General features: G+C 57.9%; 24 protein-coding genes and 1 tRNA gene. 5 read left to right on the forward strand and 20 right to left on the reverse strand.

Annotation, left to right across the window (positions count from 1 at the left end; all coding sequences use genetic code 11):
* Positions 1-23: 23 nt before the first annotated feature.
* The 12 genes from mnmC to rpsU form a co-directional block, all read right to left on the reverse strand.
* Positions 24-1,994 carry a bifunctional tRNA (5-methylaminomethyl-2-thiouridine)(34)-methyltransferase MnmC2/FAD-dependent 5-carboxymethylaminomethyl-2-thiouridine(34) oxidoreductase MnmC1 gene (gene mnmC / locus ABIE60_RS14020; protein WP_354470144.1) on the reverse strand — a complete coding sequence of 657 codons (1,971 nt, stop codon included), beginning with the start codon at positions 1,992-1,994 and terminating at the stop codon, positions 24-26.
* Complete coding sequence (locus ABIE60_RS14025; protein ID WP_354470145.1) at positions 1,987-2,364, reverse strand: Na+/H+ antiporter subunit G; 378 nt, start codon at positions 2,362-2,364, stop codon at positions 1,987-1,989. The genes mnmC and ABIE60_RS14025 overlap by 8 nt, the downstream gene beginning before the upstream one ends.
* Before the next feature lie 8 nt (positions 2,365-2,372).
* Positions 2,373-2,642 (reverse strand): K+/H+ antiporter subunit F, encoded by a 270-nt coding sequence (locus ABIE60_RS14030; RefSeq protein ID WP_354470146.1) that lies wholly within the window; start codon positions 2,640-2,642, stop codon positions 2,373-2,375.
* The gene (locus tag ABIE60_RS14035; protein WP_354470147.1) at positions 2,636-3,130 is read right to left on the reverse strand and encodes a Na+/H+ antiporter subunit E; all 495 of its coding nucleotides are present in this window, start codon (positions 3,128-3,130) and stop codon (positions 2,636-2,638) included. Before ABIE60_RS14035 ends, ABIE60_RS14030 begins: the two co-directional genes overlap by 7 nt.
* Positions 3,127-4,635, reverse strand: a complete 1,509-nt coding sequence (locus tag ABIE60_RS14040; RefSeq protein WP_354470148.1) for a monovalent cation/H+ antiporter subunit D — start codon at positions 4,633-4,635, stop codon at positions 3,127-3,129. Before ABIE60_RS14040 ends, ABIE60_RS14035 begins: the two co-directional genes overlap by 4 nt.
* Positions 4,632-4,997, reverse strand: a complete 366-nt coding sequence (locus ABIE60_RS14045) for a Na+/H+ antiporter subunit C (protein ID WP_354470149.1) — start codon at positions 4,995-4,997, stop codon at positions 4,632-4,634. The genes ABIE60_RS14040 and ABIE60_RS14045 overlap by 4 nt, the downstream gene beginning before the upstream one ends.
* On the reverse strand, positions 4,997-7,792 hold the full coding sequence (locus tag ABIE60_RS14050) for a monovalent cation/H+ antiporter subunit A (protein ID WP_354470150.1): 2,796 nt from the start codon (positions 7,790-7,792) through the stop codon (positions 4,997-4,999). The genes ABIE60_RS14045 and ABIE60_RS14050 overlap by 1 nt, the downstream gene beginning before the upstream one ends.
* Before the next feature lie 246 nt (positions 7,793-8,038).
* Positions 8,039-8,115: transfer RNA gene (locus ABIE60_RS14055), tRNA-Ile, on the reverse strand.
* Between the two features lie 61 nt (positions 8,116-8,176).
* Positions 8,177-10,030, reverse strand: coding sequence for an RNA polymerase sigma factor RpoD (gene rpoD / locus ABIE60_RS14060; protein ID WP_354470151.1), 1,854 nt, complete (start codon positions 10,028-10,030; stop codon positions 8,177-8,179).
* 177 nt (positions 10,031-10,207) lie between these two features.
* The gene (gene dnaG / locus ABIE60_RS14065) at positions 10,208-12,049 is read right to left on the reverse strand and encodes a DNA primase (protein ID WP_354470152.1); all 1,842 of its coding nucleotides are present in this window, start codon (positions 12,047-12,049) and stop codon (positions 10,208-10,210) included.
* A 37-nt stretch (positions 12,050-12,086) separates the two neighbouring features.
* Positions 12,087-12,530, reverse strand: coding sequence for a GatB/YqeY domain-containing protein (locus ABIE60_RS14070; protein WP_091822209.1), 444 nt, complete (start codon positions 12,528-12,530; stop codon positions 12,087-12,089).
* Between the two features lie 46 nt (positions 12,531-12,576).
* Positions 12,577-12,792 (reverse strand): 30S ribosomal protein S21, encoded by a 216-nt coding sequence (rpsU, locus tag ABIE60_RS14075; RefSeq protein WP_091822206.1) that lies wholly within the window; start codon positions 12,790-12,792, stop codon positions 12,577-12,579.
* Between the two features lie 183 nt (positions 12,793-12,975).
* Here rpsU and tsaD point away from each other — a divergent pair, with 183 nt between their 5' ends.
* Positions 12,976-14,004: a tRNA (adenosine(37)-N6)-threonylcarbamoyltransferase complex transferase subunit TsaD gene (tsaD, locus tag ABIE60_RS14080; RefSeq protein WP_354470153.1), complete on the forward strand. Its 1,029-nt coding sequence runs from the start codon at positions 12,976-12,978 to the stop codon at positions 14,002-14,004.
* On the opposite strand, the gene plsY is transcribed toward tsaD, so the two are convergent.
* Complete coding sequence (plsY, locus tag ABIE60_RS14085; RefSeq protein WP_354470154.1) at positions 14,001-14,573, reverse strand: glycerol-3-phosphate 1-O-acyltransferase PlsY; 573 nt, start codon at positions 14,571-14,573, stop codon at positions 14,001-14,003. The genes tsaD and plsY overlap by 4 nt on opposite strands.
* Before the next feature lie 144 nt (positions 14,574-14,717).
* Between plsY and folB the strand changes: the two genes are divergently transcribed.
* Positions 14,718-15,074, forward strand: coding sequence for a dihydroneopterin aldolase (gene folB, locus ABIE60_RS14090; protein ID WP_091822198.1), 357 nt, complete (start codon positions 14,718-14,720; stop codon positions 15,072-15,074).
* Positions 15,074-15,598 (forward strand): 2-amino-4-hydroxy-6-hydroxymethyldihydropteridine diphosphokinase, encoded by a 525-nt coding sequence (gene folK, locus ABIE60_RS14095; protein ID WP_354470155.1) that lies wholly within the window; start codon positions 15,074-15,076, stop codon positions 15,596-15,598. Before folB ends, folK begins: the two co-directional genes overlap by 1 nt.
* Here the strand turns inward: folK and ABIE60_RS14100 are convergent.
* From ABIE60_RS14100 to ABIE60_RS14120, 5 genes are all read right to left on the reverse strand, one after another.
* On the reverse strand, positions 15,584-16,321 hold the full coding sequence (locus tag ABIE60_RS14100) for a pteridine reductase (protein WP_354470156.1): 738 nt from the start codon (positions 16,319-16,321) through the stop codon (positions 15,584-15,586). The genes folK and ABIE60_RS14100 overlap by 15 nt on opposite strands.
* Positions 16,322-16,325: 4 nt before the next feature.
* Positions 16,326-17,447, reverse strand: coding sequence for a tRNA nucleotidyltransferase/poly(A) polymerase-related protein (locus tag ABIE60_RS14105; RefSeq protein WP_502914968.1), 1,122 nt, complete (start codon positions 17,445-17,447; stop codon positions 16,326-16,328).
* The gene (glpE, locus tag ABIE60_RS14110; RefSeq protein ID WP_354470158.1) at positions 17,447-17,764 is read right to left on the reverse strand and encodes a thiosulfate sulfurtransferase GlpE; all 318 of its coding nucleotides are present in this window, start codon (positions 17,762-17,764) and stop codon (positions 17,447-17,449) included. The genes ABIE60_RS14105 and glpE overlap by 1 nt, the downstream gene beginning before the upstream one ends.
* A gap of 3 nt (positions 17,765-17,767) precedes the next feature.
* Complete coding sequence (locus ABIE60_RS14115) at positions 17,768-18,589, reverse strand: symmetrical bis(5'-nucleosyl)-tetraphosphatase (protein ID WP_354470159.1); 822 nt, start codon at positions 18,587-18,589, stop codon at positions 17,768-17,770.
* A gap of 144 nt (positions 18,590-18,733) precedes the next feature.
* The gene (locus tag ABIE60_RS14120; protein ID WP_354470160.1) at positions 18,734-19,369 is read right to left on the reverse strand and encodes a TorF family putative porin; all 636 of its coding nucleotides are present in this window, start codon (positions 19,367-19,369) and stop codon (positions 18,734-18,736) included.
* Between the two features lie 343 nt (positions 19,370-19,712).
* On the opposite strand from ABIE60_RS14120, the gene ABIE60_RS14125 reads away from it, so the two are divergent.
* Both ABIE60_RS14125 and ABIE60_RS14130 read left to right on the forward strand, forming a co-directional pair.
* Positions 19,713-21,290 (forward strand): methyl-accepting chemotaxis protein, encoded by a 1,578-nt coding sequence (locus ABIE60_RS14125; RefSeq protein WP_354470161.1) that lies wholly within the window; start codon positions 19,713-19,715, stop codon positions 21,288-21,290.
* A 22-nt stretch (positions 21,291-21,312) separates the two neighbouring features.
* Positions 21,313-23,382, forward strand: coding sequence for a putative bifunctional diguanylate cyclase/phosphodiesterase (locus tag ABIE60_RS14130; RefSeq protein ID WP_354470162.1), 2,070 nt, complete (start codon positions 21,313-21,315; stop codon positions 23,380-23,382).
* Positions 23,383-23,492: 110 nt separating this feature from the next.
* On the opposite strand, the gene ABIE60_RS14135 is transcribed toward ABIE60_RS14130, so the two are convergent.
* Together ABIE60_RS14135 and ABIE60_RS14140 are read right to left on the reverse strand one after the other, a co-directional pair.
* A complete protein-coding gene (locus ABIE60_RS14135; protein WP_354470163.1) occupies positions 23,493-24,848 on the reverse strand; it encodes a serine hydrolase domain-containing protein in 1,356 nt (451 codons plus the stop codon).
* A gap of 26 nt (positions 24,849-24,874) precedes the next feature.
* A complete protein-coding gene (locus ABIE60_RS14140; RefSeq protein ID WP_354470164.1) occupies positions 24,875-25,642 on the reverse strand; it encodes an SDR family oxidoreductase in 768 nt (255 codons plus the stop codon).
* Between the last annotated feature and the right edge of the window lie 79 nt (positions 25,643-25,721).

Genomic DNA, 25,721 nt, shown 5'->3' on the forward strand with positions numbered 1-25,721 from the left:
GCCGGAGGATGCCGGCATTCTTATTATAGCGTCTTGCGGATCAAATTCTTGACCATAAAACGCGCCGGGTTAAGGACCCGGACCTGATCAGCGGCAAGCGGCAACGGCGCACCGCTGATCAGTGCCGCGATCAACTGCCCACAGATTGGACCACTGAGCAGCCCTTTTGATCCATGGCCCACATTCACGAAGAGTCCGCGCTGCAACGGAGGTCGGGCGGTGAAAGGCCAGCGAGCATCATCACGCAGCTTGGCATAGGTCTCGATGAAAGCGTCGTGGTCCGCTACCGCACCCGCCAGCGGCAGATAGTCGGGTGTACTGCAACGAAAGGCGACCTTGCCCTCAAGCGACTGCTGCTGCAGGGCCTGACCCAGTTCTGGCAGCGCCCGCTGCAGAATGTCGAGATTGTGCCGGTGCTCTTCCTGTCGTACCTGATCATTGCTGTCATGCAGTACAAATGATGCACCGAAACAGTACTCACCGCTCAGCGGGGGGGAGACATAGCCCTCACCACAGACGACCGTTTTCAACGGGGGGAGCCGGGCCGGTGCAGAAGCCTGACTGGTCTGCCCTCTGATTGGTTTGAGCGGCAACTGTGCCAGTGGAGCAAACCTCACGGCCTGGCTGGCGCAGCAGACAACTACCTGCTCGCCACTGAATCCGCTGTTGCCCAGGTGCCAGCGTCCGGAACGACGCTCAAGTGTCTCAACGGGCGTGTTGTAGTGGCACTCAATATTGGGGTGTGACAGCAGCAGCTCACATAGCCGGGCAGGCGCTATCCAGCCTGCGGTGGGGAAAAACAGCCCGCCCTCGCCGGTTTTGATGCCTGCCAGCTCACTGGCGGTTGCCGCATCCACGGCATGCACCAGAGAGTCGGGGTAGGCGGCCTGTTCGATGACCTGCTGTTGCCGTTCGGCTTCCTTACCGGTCAGAGCCAGCTGCAGTACACCGCAACACTGGCCCAACTCGGGGTGCTCCTCGCTCAACGTAGCCAACAACGCGCTGGTATGAACCAGGCCGCTGAGATGAAAACGGCTGTGTACGGTGGGGCTGGCCGGCAGTTTGGCATACAGAGCCCCTTGAGGGTTGCCTGAACCCTCCATCGCCGGGGCTGCATGACGTTCCAGTACAATGACCTTGTAGCCCTGCGATGCCAGTGCGTATGCGGTGGAAGCACCGGCGATGCCGGCCCCAATAACCAGAATCGGATCGTCCGTGAGTGCCGGTGCCGGGCGCTGAAACCAGATCGGAGTATCTGCCGGTGTGGCGTCAAAAGGCGCGAGAGTCATCCGACCGCTGAGCATTTCCCGCTTGCGGCCAAAGCCAGGGCGTCTGTTGACCTCGAAACCGACCTCCTGCAGACCGCGTCGAACGATTCCGGCTGCGGTGAAGGTGGCGAAGCTGCTGCCCGGTCGGCTGAGGCGGGCAATCTCACTGAACAGCTGCTCATTCCAGAGTTCAGGGTTGCGTGCCGGGGCGAAACCGTCCAGAAACCAGGCATCCACACGGGCATCGAGCCGAGGCAGAGTCTCCAGCGCATCTCCGAGCAGCAGTGTCAGCAGAATACGGCCCGCATCAAACACGAGGGTATAGGCTCCGGCGACCGGCTGTGGATAACTTTTGAGAAGCTGCTCGGCCCCATCGCTGAATTCGGCAAAGCCCGACAGCGCCTGTTTGAGATCGGCAGGACTTAACGGATATTTTTCACAGGAGATGTAGTGCAGTTGCTGCTCTGCTGGTGCCTGTTGCAGCCATAGTGCGCGGCAACACAGAAAGTTCAGCCCGGTTCCAAAACCGGTTTCGGCCACCACGAAAGGGGCACCGCTGGCTTCGCTGAATCGCTGCTCAAGCTCGTTGGCATCCAGAAAAACATGGCGCGTTTCCGCCACGCCCCCGGCGCGGTTGAAGTAGATATCTTCAAACAGAGTGGATGTTGGCACGCCATCCTGCCACTCCAGGTTGGCCTGCTGCAGTGGTGCTTGAGGGTCACTCATGCTCGTTTGCTGCAGAGGGCGCCTGTTGCTCGCGGGCCTGTTTCATCAGGTGCAGCGAGCGGGTGCGCTTCAAGGCGCGGTTTTCATGGTGCAGCGCGGTCTTTGCCAGCATGTGAGCCGTCACCGGAGCCGTGATCAGCAGGAACAGAGTAATCAGCAGCTCATGCAGGCTCAGATAGCCCTGTTCATAACTCATCAGGATCATGGAGGCGATCAGAATTCCGCCCATGCCAAGCGTGGTCGCCTTGGTCGGTGCATGCAGGCGGGTATAGAAGTCGGGCAGCCGACTCAGGCCGACCGAGCCTACCAGCACAAAGAAGCCGCCGATCAGCAGCAGTATGGATACCAGAAGTTCAACCCAAAAAGTCATATGCAAACCTATTCAATGATGTCGCCGCGCAACAGATATTTGCACAGGGCCACGGTGCTGACGAAGCCCAGCATCGCAATCAACAGAGCCGCTTCAAAGTAGAGGCTGGTGCGCATGTACATGCCGTACAGCAGAATCAGGGCGATGCTGTTGATATACATGGTGTCCAGCGCCAGAATTCGATCCGACAGGTCAGGCCCGCGCAGCAGTCGCCACAGGTTCAGAATCAGGGCAACACACAGAATAGCGCTGACGATCATGAGTGCCGTGTCTAGCATGCAAAAATCTCCTTCAGCGGCGCTTCATAGCGTGACTTGATAGTGGCGATGAGGGCCTGTTCGTCGGTCACATGCAGCGCATGAATATAGAGCCACTTGTGGTCAGACGACAGCTCCGAGCTCACGGTGCCCGGTGTCAGGGAAACGGTGCTGGCCAGCAGTGTAATCGGCAACTCTTCCTTGATGTCCAGCGGCACGGCAACGAACGCAGGCTGTAGCCGGCGCACCGGCCCCAGTACCAGAATGGCCACCTCAACGTTGGCAACCACGATATCCCCCAGCACCTTGAGGATGTACCTCAGTGCCAGTAAAGGGCGCTTCACATGAGGTTGCTCCGTTTTGAGTGGAGCGCACAGGATGGGGATGACCAGCGACAGAAACGCACCAAGTACAATATGTCCGGGTGCAACCGTGTTGTTCAGCAGAAGCCAGACGACAAACAGCAGGAGGCTGTGGATCGGCATGGGCAGCCAGAATGAGCGACTCATGAAGGACCTCCCGGCAGCAGAACAGACAAGTGAATCGGTACAGAGTGCAGCTGGTGTGCGGCCTCACGGGTATATTCCGTCATTGGGCCACCCAGAATGACCATCATTGGAGCCGCCATGAGCAGCAGGGTAACGGCAGCGACATGCCAGGGTGACGCCACTTCGCCCTGGCTCTTGTCGGTGCTGCGACGCCAGAACAGCGTTGTACCGGCACGTGACAGGGCGATGATCGCAATCAGGCTGCTGATCAACAGGACCGGCCATACCCAAAGTATTTCAGCGGTGCCGTGGGCTGCCTGCAGCAGTAGAACCTTGCCGACAAAGCCGGAGAAAGGTGGAATGCCGGCCACTGTCATGGCACCAACAAAGAACAGCACGCCCAATAGCGCCGGTTGGCGTACGCGACGAGACACCACAAAACGGTCAGCGGCCTTGCCGCGTTGTTGCCCGATCAGATCCGCGATCAGAAACAGCGCTGCGCACACCAGCGTACTGTGGACCAGGTAATAAAGACCGGCTGAGGTGGCATCTTCGTTCTGCAGCGCGATCGATACCAGCAGTGTCCCCACCGAGATTACCACCAGGTTGGCCGTCAGCTCGCGCAGGTTGGGGCTGGCAAGGGCACCAATACTGCCAACCACCAGGGTCAGCAGGGCCAGCGGCCAGATCCAGGGCTGGGCCATGAATGCCAGTTCACCGGCATTTTCGCCGAATACGACGGTGTGTATTCGGAAAATGCTGTAGATGCCGACCTTGGTCATGATCGCAAACAGTGCCGCAACGGGGGCGCTGGCCGAAGCATAGGTACGTGTCAGCCAGAAGTGCAGCGGCAGCATCGCGGCCTTCAGACCGAACACCACCAGCAACAGCAGACCACCGGCACGGGCAAGGGTCTGCTCACCGCCGGAAAGCGCTGCAATCTTGGTCGACATGTCGGCGATGTTCAGCGTGCCCAGTGTGCCGTAGAGAATACCAAGAGCGAACAGGAACAGGCTTGAGCCCACCAGGTTAAGCGCGACATAGTGAAAGCTGGCCTGAGTCTTCTGCTTGCCACCACCGTGAATCAGCAGGGCGTAGGAGGCAATCAGCAGCACCTCGAAAAAAACGAACAGATTAAAGGCGTCACCGGTCAGGAATGCACCATTGATGCCCATGATCTGGAACAGTACCAGCGGGTGGAAGTAGGAGCCGCTGCGGTCATCGCCGGCACAGGCGTACAAAATCGAGGCCAGTCCCAGCACCGAGGTCAACAGCACCAGAAGGCTGGAAAGGCGGTCAGCGACCAGCACGATACCGAAAGGGGGCTGCCAGTCGCCCAGAACGTAAAGCTGAATCCCCTGCTGCTGAACCTGAAGCAGCAGGATGGATGCCAGCAGTGTCAGCGCCGAAAAGAACAGAGCCGCTGCACGCTGCCGATCCGGACTCCCGCATAACGGGGGCAACAGCAGCAACAGGGCGCCAATCATGGGAATCAGGATTGGCAAAATGGGCAGGTGTGCGGTCATGCCTTCTCCTTACGACTGCGGGTCTTGGTTTCCGGCTGCGGAGGCAGGCGGCCGTCCACATGATCATTGCCCAGGTCGGCACGAGCACGCATGGCCAGAATGACGATAAAGGCGGTCATGGCAAAGCCAATCACAATGGCCGTCAGTACCAGTGCCTGTGGCAGCGGGTCAGCATAGCTGTAGGAGGTGCCAAGAATGGCGGCGCCATCCAGTTTCAGACGCCCACTGGAAAACAGGAACAGGTTGACGGCGTAGGACAACAGGGTAATGCCGAGCACCACCGGGAAGGTTCTGCCCCGCAGGCAAAGAAAAATCCCTGAAAAGGTCAGCAGGCCGACACAGGTCGCGTATACGGCTTCCATTATTCAGACTCCGGCAAAGTGGGGCGATGGTTGGTGGTCAGTTTGCCCAGGTTGGCCAGGATCAACAGGGTGGCACCCACAACGGTGAGGTAAACCCCGAGATCAAACAGCATGGCGCTGGCCAGCTCGAATTCGCCGATCCAGGGCAGACTGAAGTAGTCGAACCAGGAGGTCAGGAACGGGCGCCCGAAGATCCAGCTGCCCATTCCGGTCAGCGTGGCGATCAGTACACCGCTGGCAATCAGCCACTGGTAATTGACCTTCAGGCGCTCCTTGATCCAGTCGACACCGTGTGCGACATACTGCTGGATCAGGGCGACCGAGGTGACAAGACCGGCAATGAAGCCGCCGCCGGGCAGGTTATGGCCACGCAGGAAAATGTAAACCGACACCAGCAGCGCCAGTGGCAGCAGGCTCTGCGAAATGACAGCCAGCATCATGGGGTGACGATCACTGGCCCAGGCACGGCCACTCTCGTCCCCGGCGGGCATGTACAGTCGCATGCGTACGATCAGCTTGTAGATACCCAGAGCCGCGATACCCAGTACCGTAATTTCACCCAGGGTATCGAAACCACGGAAATCCACCAGAATCACGTTGACCACGTTGGTGCCACCGCCACCGGTTTTGCTGTTGGCCAGGAAAAAGTCAGAGATGCTGTGCAGCGGTCGGGTCATCAACGCATAGTTGATGGTGCCAATGATGCCGCCGAGCATGGCGGCAATGCCAAGGTCGCGTACTACTCGTTTGGGTGAGGATTCCTTGGGCGTTTTCTGTGGCAGGAAGAACAGTGCCAGCATCAGCAGAATCACGGTAACCACCTCGACCGAAAGCTGGGTCAGCGCCAGATCCGGTGCCGAGAAGCGGGCAAAGGTAATGGACACGATCAGCCCGACCACCGATAGGGTTAGCAGTGAAATCATACGTTTGCGGTGCCACACCACCGTCGCCAGTGCGCTGAGGCAAAGCAGTACGGCCGCCGTGATTTCAACTGCATCAATCGGAAGGTGAGGGCGCAGGCCGGCTGTCGTGTTCAGATCCATCAGAGGACCTGCCATCAAAACCAGCGCAAACAGCAGCAACAGGAACATATAGCGCTGCAGAGAGCCGTTTTCGAGGAAATCGTGGATACTGCGAGCCGTGCGCACCATCTGTTGAACGATACGCTCAAACACCAGCTTGGCATCGGTTTCCGGGAACTGGGCCTGAAACAGATACAGGTGGCGGCGGTTGTAGTAGATCATCAGGCCGCCAGCCAGCGCGATGATGCTCATCAGCAATGGCAGGTTGAAACCGTGCCAGATCGACAGGCTGTACTCCGGCACATTGCCGGCCAGCACGGCAGATGATGCGGACTCCAGCAGGCCGCCCACAATGAAGCCGGGGAAAATGCCAAGCAGAAGACACAGTGTCACCAGAATCTCGACCGGTATTTTCATGTAGCGCGGAGGTTCATGCGGTGTCTTGGGCAGGTCGATCGGCTCGCCGTTAAAAAACACGTCATGGATAAAGCGCATCGAGTAGGCGACTGCAAAAATACCCGCCAGTGTTGCCAGTACCGGTACCATCCAGGACAGCGAACCCAGCGCCACCTGATGCAGAGTCTCGGCGAAGAACATCTCCTTCGACAGAAAGCCATTCAGTAACGGCACACCGGCCATGGACGCCGCCGCCACCATCGCCAGCGTGGCAGTATGCGGCATGTAATGCCACAGTCCGTTCAGCTTGCGCATGTCGCGTGAGCCGGATTCGTGATCAATGATCCCGGCGGCCATGAACAGCGATGCCTTGAATGTGGCATGGTTAATGATATGAAACACGGCTGCCACGGCGGCCAGTTCGGTGTCCATGCCCAACAACAGCGTGATCAGGCCCAGGTGGCTGACGGTGGAGTAGGCCAGCAGACCTTTCAGGTCATGCTTGAACAGAGCGATATAGGCACCCAAGAGCAGGGTAGCCAGGCCGGTCAAGCTGACGGTCAGGAACCAGAGCTCGGTACCGGACAAAACCGGATAGAAGCGAGCCAGCAGGAAGATGCCTGCCTTGACCATGGTAGCCGAGTGCAGGTAGGCACTGACGGGTGTGGGGGCCGACATGGCATGCGGCAGCCAGAAGTGAAATGGAAACTGGGCCGACTTGGTGAATGCACCGAGCAGAACCAGAATTAATGCAACCGGGTAGGCCGCATGCTCGCGCAGGGTATCGCCACTGGCCAGTACCACGCTGAGATCGTAGCTGCCGACAATATGGGCGACCAGCAGCAGGCCTGCGAGCAGGGCAAGCCCCCCGGCACCCGTAACCGTCAGCGCCATGCGGGCGCCCTTGCGTGCCTCGCTCTTGTGGTGCCAGAAACTGATCAGCAGAAAGGAGCTGATACTGGTCAGCTCCCAGAACATCCACAGCTGCAGCAGGTTGTTGGATGTCACAATGCCGACCATCGATGTCATGAACAGGATCAGGTAGGCATAGAAGCGCGCCATGGAGTCCTGGGGCGAGAGGTAATAGCGGGCATACAAAATGATCAGCAGGCCAATGCCGAGAATCAGCAGCAGAAACAGCAGCGCAAGGCCATCGAGCCGGAACGACAGCTCCAGCCCCAGCTCCGGTATCCAGCTGAACGTTTGCTGCAGGGTTTCGCCGGCAAAGATCTGCGGCACGGCCTGTAATACCAGAAACAGCGACAGTGCCGGCAACATGGCGGTGAACCATGCACAGGCGCTGCGACCGAAGCGTTCGGTGAACAGGGGGACCAGGGTGCCGATCAGGGGTAATAACGGAATCCAGAATAGGCTCATCTGCTGGGCGTGCTCCGGTCAGTAGCGGGTGAATTCATGTATTAGCGGTCGATGAAATATGCGCTGAATGAGAGTAATTTATACCTTTTGACGGCTTCAGAGTCCACCAAATGCGGTCCATCAGGGTACGCTTTACAGCAACATATGTGCCAGTCAGGGTGAAAACGCGAAAGGGCGCCGTGAACTGGAGTGTGCAGTATCGCCGGGCCGTGGCCCTGCCTGCAGATAAGGGAGAAGTCTTGTAGTTGGTGGGCCCACCAGGACTTGAACCTGGGACCAACGGATTATGAGTCCGCTGCTCTGACCAACTGAGCTATAGGCCCAAAAAGAAGCGCCAATGATACCACTTCCGGTCATTGGCGCAATATGATTGAAATGAAGTACTTAGCCTTCGTCGATGAAGGTGCGCAGGTGATCGGAGCGGCTCGGGTGGCGCAGCTTGCGCAGGGCCTTGGCTTCGATCTGGCGGATACGCTCACGGGTCACGTCGAACTGCTTGCCCACTTCCTCAAGGGTGTGGTCGGTGTTCATGTCGATACCGAAGCGCATGCGCAGTACCTTGGCTTCACGTGCGGTCAGCCCCGAAAGGATCTCCTTGGTGGCTTCGCGCAGGCCTTCGCCGGTAGCTGTGTCGACCGGGGAGGACAGGGTGGTGTCCTCGATGAAGTCCCCCAAGCTGGAGTCTTCGTCGTCGCCGATCGGCGTTTCCATGGAGATCGGTTCCTTGGCGATCTTCAGCACTTTGCGGATCTTGTCTTCCGGCATCTCCATGCGTTCGGCCAGCTCTTCCGGGGTTGCTTCGCGTCCCATCTCCTGAAGCATCTGGCGGGAGATACGGTTGAGCTTGTTGATCGTTTCGATCATGTGTACCGGAATACGGATGGTGCGGGCCTGGTCGGCGATGGAGCGGGTGATCGCCTGACGAATCCACCAGGTGGCGTAGGTGGAGAACTTGTAGCCACGACGGTATTCGAACTTGTCCACCGCCTTCATCAGGCCGATGTTGCCTTCCTGAATCAGGTCGAGGAACTGCAGGCCACGGTTGGTATATTTCTTGGCGATGGAAATAACCAGACGCAGGTTGGCTTCAACCATCTCTTTCTTGGCGCGGCGGGCATGTGCTTCGCCAATGGACATGGCGCGATTGACTTCCTTGATGTCAGCCAGGCTCAGGCCAATGGTTTCTTCAATCTGAATCAGTTTGCGCTGCGCGCGCTGCAGGTCGTACAGGTTGCGGTTGATGGCGGCAGCATAGGGCTTGTTGCCGTTGGCCAGTGATTCGAGCCACTCGCTGCTGGTTTCATTGCCCGGGAAACTTTTGATGAACGCGGGGCGTGGCATCTTGGCTTTCTGGGTGCAGATGCGCATGATGCTGCGCTCCTGCTTGCGGATGCCTTCGATGCAGTTGCGCACGCGTTCAACCAGCAGTTCATAGTAGCGAGGTGACAGTTTGATCGGTGCAAAGGCGTTGCACAGTGCCATTACCGCTTCGGAGATTTCATCCTTGCTGGCATTGCGCTCGCGCGCGGCGTTCAGGTTGTCCAGGCACTCCTGAATGAGGCCAAAGCGCTGACGGGCTTCCTCGGGATCCGGGCCGCGTTCTTTTTCGTCAGTGCTGGAATCACTGCTGTCGCTGTCATCGTCGTCATCATCGTCGTCGCTGCGATCATCTTCGTCGTCATCGATATCGACCGGCGCATCGGTTTCATCTTCAGGCACTTCGGCATCGGGGTCGATATAGCCACTGAAGATGTCACTCAGGCGGCCTTCTTCCTGCAATACCTGGTTATAGGCATTGAGAATGATGTCGACGCTGCCCGGGAAGCGGGACAGGGCCATCATGACCTCACGGATACCTTCTTCGATCCGCTTGGCAATGTCGATTTCGCCTTCACGCGTCAGCAGCTCAACCGTACCCATCTCGCGCATGTACATGCGCACGGGGTCCGTGGTGCGGCCGGCGTCCGACTCCACGGCGGCCAGGGCAGCAACGGCTTCTTCATCGGCGTCATCGGCGGAGTCACCGCCTGTCAGCAGAAGATCCTCGGCATCCGGTGCAACTTCGGCAACGCGGATACCCATGTCGTTGATCATGCGAATGATGTCTTCGACCTGATCCGGGTCGGCGATATCTTCCGGCAGGTGATCGTTAACCTCGGCATAGGTGAGATAGCCCTGCTCTTTACCCCGGGCGATCAGTTCCTTTAGACGAGACTGCTGTTGGGATTTGTCTGACATAGAGCCCCTGCAACGAATGAATGCTGGTGTGACGGATGGCGGAAAAATAAGCGCAGTATTATACCTGTTTGCCGACGTTACGGCTACAGCTGGTCTTTACTGCACTGCAGGCATGTGCCTGAGCTGGTATGAGAATAGACCAGAAATCAGACGCTTGCAGAAAAAAGCAAAAAACCTTTATGGCTGGCGGCTTTGCAGCAGCAGCTGCAATTCGCGTTTCTCATCATCGGTTAATGGGGCCTGACGCGATTTTTTCAAGAGCTGGTCAAGCAAAGTCTCATGACGCCGTCCCAATAGGCGGTTGAGGGTATCCTCAAGCAGGCGTGTTGCATCCACATCCCCCATGACCGGATCCAGATGTGAGATCTCGTTGAGCAGCATCAGGTCGGCGCGGTGGTCAGGATCGTCCTGCCAGTCAACCAGCAGCGTACCGAGAGAGCCTTCAGGCTCTTGCTGCAGGTAGTGCAGCAATCGGATCAGTACGCCGATGTTAGTTTCACTGATGCTGGCGAAGTCGGCTGCCGGTGGTGTGGATCGTGCCAGGTCCGGTCGGTGCAACAGGATGGAGATGGCCTGATTGACCAGATTGCGATGCCCACTCTGTGTCGGCTTGTTGCGTGCGGGGGCCGGTCTTGCCTGTTGGTAGGGGTTGAGAGTGGGTGCCGGTTGTGAGGCGGTTTCTGCAGTGGGAGCGGCAGGTGTGCTGGTTGCCTGGTGCAGGTCGATCACGCTGCTGATCTGTTCCAGTGACAACCCGGTGATTTCACAGATGCGATCCAGCATCATCTGTTTCAGCAGGCTGGGCTGCATCGACTGGATGAGCGGGAGGGCCTGATTGCTGAAGCGGGCGCGGCCATCCATGCTGCTCAGGTCGGCTTCTTCGGACAGCTGGCGGAAAAAGAACTCACTCAGTGGCAGTGCCTGTGTGACCCGCTCGGAGAACGCGGCTTCGCCTTCGCGGCGGACCAGTGTATCGGGGTCTTCGCCATCGGGCAGAAACAGGAAGCGAGCTTCCTGGCCATCGCGAATCACGGGCAGTGTAACGCCCAGCGCGCGTTGGGCGGCCTGGCGTCCGGCTGCATCGCCGTCGAAGCAGAAAATCACCTCGGGTACCAGCTTGAACAGGCGTTCAAGGTGTTGCGCAGTGGTTGCGGTACCCAGTGTGGCGACGGACCAGTGGATGCCGTGCTGGGCCAGGCTCACCACATCCATGTAGCCTTCGACAATCAGCAGGCGATCCAGTTGATTGCTGTGCTTGCGGGCCTCATACAGGCCGTAGAGTTCACGCCCCTTGTGGAAGGTCGGTGTTTCCGGTGAGTTCAGGTATTTTGGCTTGTCGTCACCCAGAACGCGTCCGCCGAAACCGAGTACACGCCCGCGTACATCCCGGATTGGAAACATGATGCGGTCCCGGAAGCGGTCGTAGTAGCGTTGCTTGTCTTCGTTGTGGATCACCATGCCGGACTGCTCCAGCAGGGGGGCGGCATTCTCCAGATGAGCAAAGTGTTGCAACAGGTTGTCCCAGCCCGGAGGGGCGTAGCCGATGCCGAATGCCGCGGCGATCTGGCCGCTGAGGCCTCGCTGCTTCAGGTAACCGATGGCGCGCTCGCGCTCGGAGGAGCTGCGCAGCATGTCCTGAAAGTAACGGTTGGAGTGCTCCAGTGCTTCAAACTGGCGCTTTATCTCCTGCTCGCGCTGATGATCGGCAGGGCGGCCTTCATCTCGGGGAACGTCAACACCCGCGAGCTTGGCCAGTTCGTCTACTGCCTCGGGGAAGTTGAGGCGATCATATTCCATCAGGAAGCCGAGCGCGTTGCCGCCGGCGCCGCAGCCGAAACAGTAATAGAACTGCTTGTCGGGGCTTACCGAAAAGGAGGGGCTTTTTTCCTTGTGGAAAGGACAGAGGCCTGAGTAATTCTTGCCTGCGCGTTTGAGTTTCACGCGGCCGTCTATCACGTCAACGATGTTGACGCGTGCGAGGAGGTCGTCGATGAAGTGCTGGGGTATTCGACCTGCCATGTTCGCTCCGCTGCGGACAGGTCAGCGTATGCGGACCTTAGAGTTTCTGCTTCACCAGGCCTGAGATGCTGCCCATGTCGGCGCGACCTTGAACCTGGGGTTTGACGAGTGCCATCACTTTGCCCATATCCTGCATCGAGCTTGCGCCGGATGCGGCGATGGCGTCATCAATAATCTGAGCGATCTCAGTATCACTGAGTGGCTGCGGCAGGAAAGTTTTAATCACCTCCAGCTCCTGCTGCTCCTTTTCTGCCAGCTCCGGGCGCTCAGCCGCCAGGTACTGGGTAATGGAGTCTTTTCTCTGCTTCTGCATCTTGTCCATCACGGCCAGAATGCGTTCATCGTTGAGCTCAACGCGCTCATCGACTTCGACACGCTGAATCTCGGCCTGAATCATGCGGATCGTACCAAGGCGAACCTTGTCCTTTGCGCGCATGGCATCTTTCATCTGTTCTGTCAGTGTGCTTTTCAGATCAGACATTCAAGAGGCTCCGGTGGCAGTGAGTTCAGATGCTCAAAACGTCAAATCAGTACAGACGTACGCGACGTGAAGTTTCGCGCTGCAGCTTCTTGGCGTGACGCTTGACGGCAGCAGCAGCCTTGCGCTTGCGAACGGAAGTGGGCTTTTCGTAGCATTCGCGACGACGTACTTCAGCCAGGATGCCGGCTTTTTCGCAAGAACGCTTGAAGCGACGCAGAGCAACGTCGAACGGCTCGTTGTCTTTTACTTTAACCTGAGGCATTCAGAGTCTCCTGAATCTGTAAGGAAGTTGGATTTTCTCCTCGCACGGATCACGGATCCATGGCAAGAAGGCCGCATATTTTATTAAGCTCTGGCGATGGTGTAAAGCAAAGACCCGTGAATTTTGCCTCTATCTGAAGGATAATGCCGTCCATATTGTAACTGCGTTGTCGAAGAGGCTGTTATGCGAGTGCTGGGAATTGAGACATCCTGTGATGAAACCGGTGTGGCGGTGTATGACAGCAAACAGGGATTGCTGTCGGATGCGCTGTACAGCCAGGTCAAAATGCACGCCGAATATGGTGGTGTTGTGCCTGAGCTGGCGTCTCGTGACCATGTGCGCAAACTGCTGCCGCTGATCCGCGAAGTGATGGCGAAGGCGGATTTGACGCTGGCCGATCTGGACGGCGTAGCCTACACCTCTGGCCCTGGGCTGATCGGTGCGCTAATGGTGGGTGCTTCGACCGGTCGTGCGCTGGCGCTTGGGCTGGGTGTGCCCGCGATCGGGGTGCACCATATGGAAGGCCATCTGTTGGCGCCTATGCTGGAAGAACAGCCGCCGGCCTTCCCCTTTGTGGCACTGCTGGTGTCGGGTGGTCACACACAGCTGGTACGTGTGGACGGTATCGGTCGATACGAACTGTTGGGTGAGTCCTTGGATGATGCCGCCGGTGAGGCGTTCGACAAGGCGGCCAAGATGCTGGGCCTGGATTATCCGGGCGGCCCCTTGATCGCCAGGCTGGCTCAGCAGGGTGATCGCAGTCGCTACCGTTTTCCGCGGCCAATGACCGATCGCCCCGGGCTGGAATTCAGTTTCTCGGGACTCAAGACGTTTACACTGAATACGGCCAATGCCGCACGCGATGAGCAGGGCCGGATCGACCCGCAGACACTGGCGGATATTGCCTGTGCATTTGAGGATGCAGTAGTGGATACGCTGGCGATCAAATGCAAGCGGGCCCTGCAGCAAACCGGCCTGAAACAGCTGGTCATTGCCGGTGGGGTCAGCGCCAATCAGCATCTGCGTGAAAAACTGGGTGCCATGGTGAAAAAGGAACGTGCCGAGCTTTTTTACGCCCGCCCCGAATTCTGTACCGACAACGGTGCGATGATCGCGTACGCCGGTTGTCAGCGGCTGCTGGCGGGACAGCAGGCTGACCTGACCATTCAGTGCCGCCCCCGCTGGCCGCTGGATACGCTTGAGTCGATCTAAAAACGGTGTTCGCGACCGCTCAATAACTTGCGGATGTTGCTGCTGTGGCGCAGCAACAACAGCAGGCAGGTGATGCCGATCGGCCAGATCAGCTCAGGCAACAGCAGCAGACAGAACAGGGGGGTGAGCAGAGCCGTGGCGATGGATGCCAGTGACGAAATGCGGCTCAGCACAAAAAGGAGTCCCCAGGATGCCAGCTGAATCAGTGCCAGGGGCCAGTGCAGTACCAGCATGGCCCCGAGCGTGGTGGCGACACCCTTGCCGCCGCGCAGGCTGCTGAAAAAGGGAAACAGATGGCCACAGACCGCAGCCAGCAAACACCAGCCCTGCAGGTGCAGTGCGGCACCGGACAGCAGAGCCAGCAGCACGGCCAGTGCGCCCTTGCCTAGGTCGCCCGCCAGCGTCAGGATGGCGGCCTCTCGGCCACCGGTTCGAAGCACGTTGGTGGCACCGGGGTTGCCGGAGCCGCTCAGGCGAGGGTCTGGCAGCCCCATTGCACGACAGACCAGCACGGCGCTTGAAAAAGAGCCGAGCAGGTAGGCGCACAACAGCAGCCAGAATTCGAGCATGCAGGATTCCAGACGGGCCGGCATCGTTCCTTCGCGGAGCGTCAGCCAGCGTGATAAATTAACAACTGCCTCAAATCAAGCATATACAAGGCGGGTGTCAGCTACAATGCAGCTCTGACATGTGCCGTACCGACGGGAGTACAGATGGATATCGTCTACATTCGAGAACTGCAGGTTGAAACCGTGATCGGTATTTACGATTGGGAACGTGAAGTTCGCCAGACGGTCAGTCTCGATCTGGAGATGGGGACGGATATTCGCGCCGCCGCCGCCACTGAAGATATCGACAGCACGCTCAACTACAAGACTGTAGCCAAACGGCTGATTGCGTTTATCGGCCAGAGTGAATTCCTGCTGGTCGAGACCATGGCCGAAGAGATCGCTCAGATCGTGCAGGAAGAGTTTAACGTACCCTGGCTGCGGCTGCGTCTGAGCAAACCCGGCGCCGTACGCGGTGCACGTGATGTGGGGGTGATCATCGAGCGAGGAGAGCGGGGCTGATGCACCGGGTTTACCTCAGTCTGGGCAGCAACATCGAGCGTGAGCACTACATTCGCGCTGCGCTCGATGCGCTGAGCCGCCTGTTTGGTCATTTGCAGATTTCGTCGGTGTATGAAAGTGAAGCGGTAGGCTTCAAGGGCGATAACTTCTATAACCTGGTGGTCGGGATTGAAACCGATCTGGATGTGGCCGCGCTTTCAACCAGCCTCAAACGGATTGAAGACGATAACGGCCGCGAGCGCAGTGGCCCCCGCTTCAGTGGCCGTACGCTCGATATTGATATCCTGACCTACGATGAATTGACTGAGCCGGTGGCCGGGGTGCAGCTGCCGCGTGACGAGATCCTCAATAACGCCTTTGTGCTGCTGCCGTTGGCCGAAATTGCACCGGATGACCTGCACCCGGTGCTCAAGCGTCCCTATGCCGAGCTCTGGCAGACCTATGATCGGGCGCAGAAACTTTGGCCGATCGATTTCAGCTGGCGTGGGCGAGTCATCTCGCGGACCGATTCAGCTGTAGAGTGAGCGCCCGCCGTCCACGGCCAGCACCTGTCCGGTAACATAAACGGCCTGCGCGAGGTAGAGCACGGCCTGAGCGATGTCTTCGGGCGAACCGGTGCGGCGCAACAGTGTCTTGGCGAGCACCTGCTCTCGTGCCGCATCACTCAATGCGGCCTCAGCCTCGGGCCACAGAATGGGGCCCGGTGCGATACCGTTGACTCGCACTTCAGGGGCCAGCTCCTTTGCCAGAGAGCGAGTCATCATTTTCAGACCAGCCTTGGCAATGGAATAGATCGGGTAACCGATCAGACCGCGTTCGGCATGTATGTCCACCAGATTGATGATAGCGCCGCTGTTCTGTTTCAACTGCGGTGCCAGAACCGTGCTCAGGAAAAAGGGTGCGCGCAGGTTACTGTTAATCAATTGATCCCAGTCGTGCTGAGTCACCTGATCCACCGGGGTGGGGTAAAAGCTGGAGGCATTGTTGACCAGCAGGTCCAAACGGGTCTCCGTGCCGAGTGCGTCGATCATTCCCTGCAGCTCATCGAGATTGGCCAGATCGCACTGCAATAGTCGACAGCTGTCGCCGCGGCGCTGATTGAGCTGTTCGGACAGTGCTGCAGCAGCTTCGGCCGAATGGCGGTAATGCAGCAACAGATCGTAGCCTGCATCATGCAGACGTTCACTGATGGTTGCGCCGATCCTTAGTGCGGCACCGGTCACCAGCGCCAGAGGGCGTGTGCTCATGGCATTACTCCTTGTACTGTGCACAGATTTCGGCCTGCTGTCGGGCCAGCGCCTCCCCCAGAGCCTTACCGCTGAAGCCCTGTTCAATCAGCGTGCGGGTATCCACTTCAGATAACTGCATCAGCAGTCGCTGCAGTGCGGCTTCCCGCCGTGCCGGTATGGCGTGGATACGACTGGCCATCTGCAGCAGTGTGGACAGGTGAGCAGGGCGCCTGATCAGGTCCAGCTGTTTCAGCAACTGGATGCGCGCGCAGCCGTCAAGCTGATCAAACCGGCTCAGACCGTCCGCACCCGTACGCAGTTTAAGGGCCAGGTCACGCATCCGGTTGGGTACCCGCTGTTGGCTGCAAAAATCGCCGATGGCGCTGCAGGCCTGTTCGGGCGTTAGCGACTCGGTGGCCTGGTACAGCAGCAGGGCCAGTGCCTGTGCCGGTCGTTCTTTCGAGTCAGTCACGTCGGACAGACGCTGAGCCAGACGATCGGTGTCGAGTCCCTCCAGCAGGGGAAAGAGTCTGTCCAGCGCCCCCGCCTTGCGCAGCAGGGCGAAGTAATGTGCCGGGCTGGAGGTGGCCAGCGCGCGCTCCGTCTCTTGCCAGACCCGCTCGGGCGTCAGGTGGGCAAGCTCATCCCCGGCGCTGAGTTCGCGCATCAGTGTCAGCGTTTCGTCAGCAACCTGAAAGCCGAGATCGGCGAAGCGGGCATAGAAGCGCGCCACTCGCAACACACGCAATGGGTCTTCGCTGAACGCCGGTGATACGTGGCGCAGTATCCGTGCATCAAGGTCATCCTGGCCCTGCCAAGGGTCGTGCAAAGTACCGTCTTCAGCTTCAGCAATGGCGTTGATGGTCAGGTCGCGGCGGCGAAGATCTTCTTCGAGCGTTACATCCGGGCTGGTGTGGAACTGGAAGCCAGTATAGCCCTTGCCGCTTTTGCGTTCGGTACGGGCCAGAGCGTATTCCTCACCGGTATCCGGATGCAGAAACACGGGAAAGTCACGTCCGACCGGTTTGAAACCCCGGTCCAGCATTTCATTGGGCGTAGCACCTACCACGACCCAGTCTCTGTCCTTGACCTCAAGGCCCAGCAGTCGATCCCTGACTGCGCCGCCGACCAGATAGATCCGCATCAGCGGCTGCAGCGATCCGGGCACTGTGCGCGCCAGGCTTCAAAACCGCCGTCCAGGCTGCATACCTGTTCAAACCCCTGATGTGCCAGGTGGGCCGCCGCCGACTGGCTGCTGATGCCGTGATAACAGCAGACAATCAAGGGCTGGTCAAAGTCTGCCTGCGCCAGATACTCCGGCAGATTGTGGTTACTGAGATTGGTGGCGTTACGGATATGCAGCTCGTTGAAGCTGGTTTCATCACGAATGTCGACCACCTGCGCGCCCTGATCGATCAGGTCACAGGCTTCGATGATGTTGATGCAGCGGTACTCGCTCACAGGTCAGTCTCCGGGTGTCGGGTGGTCAGTGCAGGGTTGGCTGAACAGCTGGCCATCATCCAGTCGCAGCGCACTCAGGGCGTTGCCCCATATGCAGCCGGTATCGAGCGAGATGATACGCTCATTGCGATGATGGCCCAGTGCTGCCCAATGGCCGTGCAGTTGTATGCGTTTGAGTGGTTTCGCCGGCGGCAGTTCAAACCAGGGACGAAAACCATCCGGTGCCTCTTCCGGCGGGCCACTGGCGCTGAATTCCAGCTGTCCTTCAGCTGTGATGAAACGCATCCGGGTCAGATAATTGGTGATGGCGCGCAGGCGCTCCTGCCCCTTGAGGTCATCCTGCCAAAGATCGGGCTGGTTGCCATACATGTTGGCAAAAAAACGCTCGGCCTTGTCGCTTCGCAGTACGGTTTCCAGTTCGGCGGCCAGCTTGCGGGCGATTTTCAGGCTCCAGATATGAGGGATGCCGGCGTGGGTCATGACATAGCCCAGCGTCTTGTCATCGTGCAACAGTGGGCGTGTCTGTAGCCAATGCATCAGTTCACCCCGGTCGGGGGCTGCCAGAATCGGTTCCAGTGTGGGGTGTACTTTCTTTCCGCTGCCGTGGTGCAGCGCCAGCAGGTGCAGGTCGTGGTTGCCCAGCACGCAGACGGCGCGATCCCCCAGGCTTTTGACAAAACGCAGGCATTGCAATGAGCCGGGACCGCGATTGACCAGATCACCGGTAAACCAGAGTTGATCCTGTTCGTTGAAGTTGATCTGCGTCAGAAGCTGCATCAGCTCGTTATGGCAGCCCTGCAGATCACCAATTGCATAGGTCGCCATGGAGGCTCCAAAACAGTGATACAGGCGGGCATGATAACGGAAGCGGGCGTTGATCTGAAACCCGCCGATGGCTGAACAAAAAAGAGGCCCCGAAGGGCCTCAAAACAACCTTAGTATGTTCAGTAACGCAGAGGAGATGTCTGGTCAGAGATCGAAAGTTTTGCTGATGGTGAAGACGAACTGCTTGTCTTTTTTGCCATCACCGTTCAGGTCGTCCAGCTGGTTAACATAGGCCAATCCCAGGTCCACGCCCTGAACGTTCATGCCATAGCCAGCTTCCAGGTAGTCGCCGTCATAGTCCTTGCCGAAGGAGCCATAGGTCAGATAAGCACCTTCGTACTCACCGGTCAGGCCAAAATAGGTGTAGTCCGCTTCCGGACCGGAAGAGGCATCTTCGGTGCCGAATACAAATTCAGCACTCAGGAAGCTGTAGCCTGCGCTCAGGATCAGCTCGTGGAAGTCAGTGGCACCACTTTCGGTGTAGAAGTAGCCAGCGTATCCCAGGCCATAAGTGAAACCGTTGTACTCACCTTCATAGCCGCCGTAGAGGTCATACTCCAGCTCGCTGTCGTTCAGCTGTGCTCCCCAGGTTCCTACATAAAAGCCGTTGTCGAAGGCGTAGTCGGCACCCGCCATCAGGCTGGCACCACTGACACCCTGATCAACGCCACGGAAGTAATAGCTGCTCATGGCACCGACATTGACAGACAGGTCGGCAGTTGCTGCAGCGGATGCAGTCAGCAGGCCGGCAGCGATCAGAGATTTGGTCAGCTTTTTCATCATTTTCCCCTTACAGTCTCTTGGAATAGCAAGTCGGGCATCGAATGCCGCTTGTTGATTCAGTCAAAGCGAAAGCTGTGCCAGTGTTGATAAATACAAATATTTACAATGTGTTACATGGATTTGACAATGTTGTGCTGTTGTTTTGTGCGCCAAAATAAGGCACTTGGCTCCAGGAGTGTGCAGCCGCTGGCAATTGTGTGGGCAGGTGATCCAGTTAAAAATGTATTACGAATAATTCAGCACAACCTGAGGGGTTATTGCTTAGTGTGTAGTACTAAAGTAGTGTCTTCTCTCGGCTTCATTCTCAGTAAGTCAATGTATGTCCAGCAGGAGATCTCAATTGAAGATCAATACGCCGGTTACACAACAAGAAGAAACGTTTTCAGACAGCGCCAACATCCTTTCTACTACCGACCTCAAGGGCGCGATCACCTACGTTAATCCCGACTTCATCAAAGTCAGCGGCTTCACTGAAGCTGAGCTGCAGGGGCGCAATCACAATATGGTGCGTCACCCCGACATGCCGCCGGCCGCCTTTGCTGAACTTTGGCGCCGCGCCAGATCGGGCCAGTCATGGATGGGGCTGGTCAAGAACCGCTGCAAAAACGGTAACCATTACTGGGTTGATGCTTTTGTCACGCCGATTGAGAAAAACGGCTCCGTGGCTGAATATCAATCCATCCGCAAGAAACCGGCACGTGCCTGCGTTGAGCGCGCAGAGCACATTTATCCGCAGCTGCTGGCCGGCAAGACACGTCTGCGTCAGCTGCGTTCAACCCGGCTTGGGCTTACCGCCAGGCTGCTGCTGTCATTGCTGATACCGGGCCTCACAGCCGCCTTGCTGGCACTGTTCTGGCCTGCGTTGCAGCTGCCGCTTGGGGCAGGGGCGCTGTTGGTGTCGGCCCTGCTGATAGTCTGGACCATGCAGCCCTGGCGAGAGCTTGCCGCCGAGGCGCAGGCGTCAATTGATGACCCCGTGGCGCGTTATATCTACACCGGGCGCAATGATGGGATCGGTCAGGTACAATTGGTGATGAAAATGCTGCGCTCGGAGCGTGACGGACTGGTCGGGCGCATTGCCGACTCTGCATACCAGCTGCAGGATGAGGCGGCATCACTCAGTGCAGCGGTGGATCAATCACGCCGCGGAGTACAGAGTCAGCTGGCAGAGATGGAGCAGTCCGCGGCCGCCATCAGTGAAATGTCAGTCAGCGTACAGGAAGTTGCCGCCAATGCTCAGCACAGCTCCGCAGCGGCCGCGCAGGCACTTGAAGAAGTTAACCACGGCAAGCGCAGTGTGGATGCAACCACGGATTCGGTGCATCAGCTGAAAGACCTCATTGCCCATGCCGTTGAGGTTATTGCACAGCTGGATCAGCGCAGTCAGAACATTGCCGGTATTCTCAACGTGATCGGAGATATATCGGAGCAGACCAACCTGCTGGCGCTGAACGCGGCCATCGAGGCGGCACGTGCCGGTGAAGCCGGTCGGGGGTTTGCGGTGGTGGCAGACGAGGTGCGTTCATTATCAACACGTACCCAAAGCTCCACTGAAGAGATTCGAAAGATGATCAGCCAACTGCAGGACAGTGCCCGCGATGCGGTTGAGGCGATGCAACGAGGCCAGAAGCAGGCGGATCAGAGCGTCCAGTTGAGTGATGAAACCGTGGCAGCCCTGGATCAGGTACTGGCTGCGATCCGGCGCATCAGTGACATGAATGTACAAACCGCTTCGGCCGTTGAGCAGCAGAGCAGTGTGGCACAGGAGATCGATCGCAGTATCAATGCAATCAACCTGATGTCAGAGCAGAATCTGGAGGCGGCTGATCGGAGTGCAGAGGCCGGGCGACATGTATTGCGAGTGGCAACGGACTTTAACGCGCTTGCAGCACAGTTCTGGCAGCGCGGTCGTGCCTGACGGGATATAACTGGATTGAGCGATGGATAGACAACAGCAGTTTCTGGACCTGACGGGCGATTTTATCGCCAGCGTCGACAAGCATTACCGGATCGAGTTCATTAACCGTTCTGGCCGCGAGCTGCTGGGAATCGATCAGGAGCATGACCTGAGCGTCTTGCCGCTGCACGTCAGTGACTTTCATACCGAGAGCACCTGGCAGCAGCTGTCCCGCGAAATTTTTCCACAGGTACTGGAGTGCGGCTATTGGTCGGGGGTGGTGAATTTCCGTACCCTGCCGGGAGATGAGGTGCCTGTCAGCCTTCGCATCCTGCCCCATCTGGATGAGCAGGGTCAGGTGACCGGTCTGACCGGTATCGGCCAGGATCAGCGCTTGAAACGTGCCTTTCAAACCCAGGAAGCGATGGCAGAGCGCATTCTGGACAGTACCATAGAAGGTATTATCGTCACCGATGCCGGCGCCCGTATTGAGCGGGTTAACCCGGCGTTTACTCAAATTACCGGTTATACCGCAGCAGAAGTGCTCGGACAGACACCCAAACTGCTGCGTTCCAACCACCACGAGCAGCCCTTTTACGATGCCATGAATGCCTCGCTGCGACGTCACGGCAGCTGGCAGGGAGAAGTCTGGAATCGGCGCAAGAGCGGCGAAGTTTACCTGCAATGGATGTCGGTCAGCGCGCTGAAGGATGATAACGGTGCCGTAACCAATTTTGTTTCGATCTTCCATGATCTTACCGAAATGCGCGCAAAAGAGGCGCAAATCGAGGAGTTGGCATTTACCGACCCGCTCACCGGAATGGGTAATCGCTACAAGCTGATGCAGACCCTTGCCCAGTTGTTGAGACGGGACCGGAAAACCTCCAGGGATTCAGCCCTGATTGCCCTCATGTGCATCGATATCGGTCAGTTGTCACCGATCAACGATCGCTTTGGCATGCGTGGCGGTGACCAGCTGATCAAGCTTCAGGCCGAGCGGCTGCAGCAGCATCTTGGTGACAGGCTCAGTTTCTTTCGTCTGACCGGTGATGAGCTGGTAGCCATTCTCAATGACACCCATGACCTGACCGGAATGGCGCGTTATGCCAATGAGTGTATCGGTCAGTTACAGGTGCCGTTGTACCTTGAAGGTGAAGCAATACGCTTGAGTCCTTCCGCGGGGCTGGCCGTTTTCCCCAAGGATGGCGATGATGCCGATACTCTGCTGGCCTGCGCCCAGACCGCCATGATCGCGGCCAAACAGGCCGGGCGTGACAGCTACCGTTTCTATGACGAAGCCCTGAGTAACGAACTGCGTCAAAGGCTGATGCTGGAGCAGCAGCTGCGGCTGGCGATCCAGCATGAAACCGGTCTGGGGCTTGAGCTCTATCTGCAGCCGAAGGTGAACATCATCGACCGTGCGCTGGTGGGGGCAGAGGTTCTGCTGCGTTGGCAACATCCGGAGAAGGGGATGATTTCGCCGGGCGAGTTTATCCCACTTGCCGAAGAAAGCCGTTTGATTGTGGCGCTGGACCGCTGGGTGTTCAGTCAAAGCTGTGCTCTGCTGCAGCAATGGCAAAGTCTGCTTCCCGGACTGCCAAGGCTGAGTGTCAACCTGTCGGCACGGCAGCTGCAGGAGCCGGATCTGGTTGATTGGTGTCTGCATACCATCGCCCAATACGGGCTGGAAGCACAACAGCTGGAGCTGGAAGTGACCGAGACTGCGTTTATCAACCTGGCGGACGATGTGTTGCGACAGCTTGCCGGATTGCGTGAAGCCGGCTTCAGTCTGGCACTGGATGACTTCGGGACCGGCTACTCCAGCTTGACCTATCTGAGGCGCCTGCCTCTGGATGTGGTGAAAATTGACCGCAGCTTTGTGGCGGACCTGTGTACCGATGCCCGTGCCGCTACCCTGCTCAAAGGTATGATCCAGCTCCTTTCCGAGCTTGAGTTCGGAGTGGTGGCCGAAGGGATCGAAACCGATGAGCAGGCTCGGTTGTTGCAGGGAATAGGCTGCAAGACCGGGCAGGGCTTCCTGTTTTATCGGCCCATGCCGGCGAGCGAGTTCATACAGTTGTATATTGAGGCCGGCACGGGCTTCGGCCACTGAGCGTTGATGCGCTATCAGCGGGCGGACGGGTATACCGCCTGCATGATGTTGGTCTGCCTGTTGCTGGTGATGTTCTTTATCCTGCCTGTCCTCAATGATCGATTTCAGGCTTACTGTTGAGTTTTCTGAATGAATTCAGTAAAGGCCTGATACGCCGGCAGCGTAAAGCAGTCATTGGCACTGTTTGCCGCTACCGGGTGCGAAGCAAAGCGTGCGATCACAAGCTCATTTTCAGGGTCGATATACAGGTTCTGGCCGTGAACACCACGGGCAATGAATGCGCCGCTTGGGTTGCCGGTCACCCACCACATGGAACGGTATGACCAACTCTCCATATCCTCATGCTGTGGCTGAGTGAAGGCGGGGTGTTCACCACCGGCCATAATATCTTTCAGAGTATCCGGGTGCAGAATCTGCTGCCCGTTATGAGTGCCTGCATTGCGCAGCAGCTCACCAAAGCGGGCCATGTCACGCAAACTCATGTTGAGGCCGCCTCCGGCAAAGGGCGTACCTTTTTCATCCACCTGGAAAAAAGCATCACGCTCGACACCCAGCTTGCTCCAGACCTGCTCTTCAAAATGATCAGCTAAAGACATGCCGGTCACTCGGGCGACCAGCCAGCCGGCCACTTCGGTGTTGGCTGTCCTGTAGCCAAACGCCTGGCCATGCTCGCCACTTTTTTTCACACTGGGGAGGTACTCGTAATAACCAGTCGGCCCTTTGTATCCGGCAGGCTTGGGCAGGGGGTTGCCTGCGGCTGAAAAGGTCCAGATCTCGGATTCAGGGTCGGTATAGTCCTCGTCAAAATCAATGCCAGTGGTCATGTTAAGTACATCACGCACCTTGGCATCACCAAAGCCCGAGTTGGCCAGCTCGGGGATGTAATGACTGACCGGTTTGGACTCGTCCAGCAAGCCTCTGTGAACCAGATCCAGAGCCAGCGTGCCGGTGATGGATTTGGTCACCGACATCAGTGCGTGTCGGTGGTAGTCCTTGAATCCTCCCAGGTAGCGCTCGTAAATGACCTTGCCCCTGTGCAGCACAACAATGCCGTCCGTATAGGTTTCGAGCAGGCCAGCGCTCCATGGAATGGGCTTTTCATATCCCCAGGGAGTAAAGGTGATCGATTCAATAGGAGCACCTGCGGCGTAATCAAGAGGAGTGGAAGCCGTATTGCGGCGATTCACCAGCGTGGTCGGCAGAAACTCGCTCATATGGGCAACGCTGTAACGCAGTGCAGGGAAACTCCAGAAGGAGCCATCAGCAAGGCGTATGGTTTTCTCGGGGGGGGGAGGGCTCCCCTTCATCCAGCCCTGTTGGTCAAAACTGGATTCCTGCGAAGACAAAAAGGTATGTCCTTGGTCCATTGGTGCGCACACTGCAGCCCATGTCTGGCCTGTCAGGAGTACGGCCAGAGCAGTGGAGCACAGGCCGATTTTTTGCGTCAGGTTGTTCGGGGTCGTCATCTGTGTCTCCACGTATGGGAATCGGGTTAGAACCGGGTACTGCGCACCATGGCATCCATGCCGCCATCGATAAACAGTACCGATCCATTCACAAAAGCTGACTGATCAGACAGCAGAAAATCCACGCCATCGGCGATTTCATCGGGTACGCCTGAACGGCCCATGGGGGCAACGAAGTTTTTCACGGCCTCGCCAAAACGGGGATCGTCCTTTGATGCCTGATGCAGCGGGGTTTCAACGGCACCGGGTGCAATGATATTAAGGCGCATGCCCCGTTTGCCCCAGGCGATGGATTTGCGGCGGCCATATACCGTAACCGCATACTTGGACGCGGCATAGGTTGTATGCGGTTCCTGACTTGCCTCGGCGATGCGGCAGGCCTCGGCTTCATCATTGTTCAGCATGGCATCGGCCATGGCGTGCGGAGCCTCAACCTGATGGCTGCCGGCAACCGAGCCGATGATGACCGCTTTACCCTTGCCGCTGGCAGCCAAAGCCTCTTCAAGGCCATCGATGTATTCGGTTACACCGAAATAGTTGACGCCCACAATCAGGCTGATGCTGGGCGCGGTAACACCTACACCAGCACAGGCGACCACGGCATCCAGCTGATTGTTGCAGGCGGCCAATGTTTGTTCGACCGCAGCACGACGGCCGTCGGATGTGGAAAGATCGGCGTTTACATCGGCATTGGCGCGATCAACGCGGATCAGTGTGTGGCCTGCAGCTTCAAGGTGGTTGCAAACGGCTGCTCCGATGCCGGATGCGGCACCGGTGACGGCGATAATGGACATGGGGTTTACCTCGTTGTTATCGGTTTTATATTCAACTATGCAAGTCACAGTCCCGCCACAGCTTCGTCCGTTCAGACTA

Origin of the sequence: Marinobacterium sp. MBR-109 (genome assembly GCF_040547565.1) — a bacterium.
GTDB lineage: Bacteria > Pseudomonadota > Gammaproteobacteria > Pseudomonadales > Balneatricaceae > Marinobacterium.

What these genes read in the sequence shown, in the direction of transcription:
- mnmC (WP_354470144.1), bottom strand. Translation starts at nt 1,994, where the DNA reads ATGAGTGACCCTCAAGCACCACTGCAGCAGGCCAACCTGGAGTGGCAG.
- ABIE60_RS14025 (WP_354470145.1), bottom strand. Translation starts at nt 2,364, where the DNA reads ATGACTTTTTGGGTTGAACTTCTGGTATCCATACTGCTGCTGATCGGC.
- ABIE60_RS14030 (WP_354470146.1), bottom strand. Translation starts at nt 2,642, where the DNA reads ATGCTAGACACGGCACTCATGATCGTCAGCGCTATTCTGTGTGTTGCC.
- ABIE60_RS14035 (WP_354470147.1), bottom strand. Translation starts at nt 3,130, where the DNA reads ATGAGTCGCTCATTCTGGCTGCCCATGCCGATCCACAGCCTCCTGCTG.
- ABIE60_RS14040 (WP_354470148.1), bottom strand. Translation starts at nt 4,635, where the DNA reads ATGACCGCACACCTGCCCATTTTGCCAATCCTGATTCCCATGATTGGC.
- ABIE60_RS14045 (WP_354470149.1), bottom strand. Translation starts at nt 4,997, where the DNA reads ATGGAAGCCGTATACGCGACCTGTGTCGGCCTGCTGACCTTTTCAGGG.
- ABIE60_RS14050 (WP_354470150.1), bottom strand. Translation starts at nt 7,792, where the DNA reads ATGAGCCTATTCTGGATTCCGTTATTACCCCTGATCGGCACCCTGGTC.
- rpoD (WP_354470151.1), bottom strand. Translation starts at nt 10,030, where the DNA reads ATGTCAGACAAATCCCAACAGCAGTCTCGTCTAAAGGAACTGATCGCC.
- dnaG (WP_354470152.1), bottom strand. Translation starts at nt 12,049, where the DNA reads ATGGCAGGTCGAATACCCCAGCACTTCATCGACGACCTCCTCGCACGC.
- ABIE60_RS14070 (WP_091822209.1), bottom strand. Translation starts at nt 12,530, where the DNA reads ATGTCTGATCTGAAAAGCACACTGACAGAACAGATGAAAGATGCCATG.
- rpsU (WP_091822206.1), bottom strand. Translation starts at nt 12,792, where the DNA reads ATGCCTCAGGTTAAAGTAAAAGACAACGAGCCGTTCGACGTTGCTCTG.
- tsaD (WP_354470153.1), top strand. Translation starts at nt 12,976, where the DNA reads ATGCGAGTGCTGGGAATTGAGACATCCTGTGATGAAACCGGTGTGGCG.
- plsY (WP_354470154.1), bottom strand. Translation starts at nt 14,573, where the DNA reads ATGCTCGAATTCTGGCTGCTGTTGTGCGCCTACCTGCTCGGCTCTTTT.
- folB (WP_091822198.1), top strand. Translation starts at nt 14,718, where the DNA reads ATGGATATCGTCTACATTCGAGAACTGCAGGTTGAAACCGTGATCGGT.
- folK (WP_354470155.1), top strand. Translation starts at nt 15,074, where the DNA reads ATGCACCGGGTTTACCTCAGTCTGGGCAGCAACATCGAGCGTGAGCAC.
- ABIE60_RS14100 (WP_354470156.1), bottom strand. Translation starts at nt 16,321, where the DNA reads ATGAGCACACGCCCTCTGGCGCTGGTGACCGGTGCCGCACTAAGGATC.
- ABIE60_RS14105 (WP_502914968.1), bottom strand. Translation starts at nt 17,447, where the DNA reads ATGCGGATCTATCTGGTCGGCGGCGCAGTCAGGGATCGACTGCTGGGC.
- ABIE60_RS14115 (WP_354470159.1), bottom strand. Translation starts at nt 18,589, where the DNA reads ATGGCGACCTATGCAATTGGTGATCTGCAGGGCTGCCATAACGAGCTG.
- ABIE60_RS14120 (WP_354470160.1), bottom strand. Translation starts at nt 19,369, where the DNA reads ATGAAAAAGCTGACCAAATCTCTGATCGCTGCCGGCCTGCTGACTGCA.
- ABIE60_RS14130 (WP_354470162.1), top strand. Translation starts at nt 21,313, where the DNA reads ATGGATAGACAACAGCAGTTTCTGGACCTGACGGGCGATTTTATCGCC.
- ABIE60_RS14135 (WP_354470163.1), bottom strand. Translation starts at nt 24,848, where the DNA reads ATGACGACCCCGAACAACCTGACGCAAAAAATCGGCCTGTGCTCCACT.
- ABIE60_RS14140 (WP_354470164.1), bottom strand. Translation starts at nt 25,642, where the DNA reads ATGTCCATTATCGCCGTCACCGGTGCCGCATCCGGCATCGGAGCAGCC.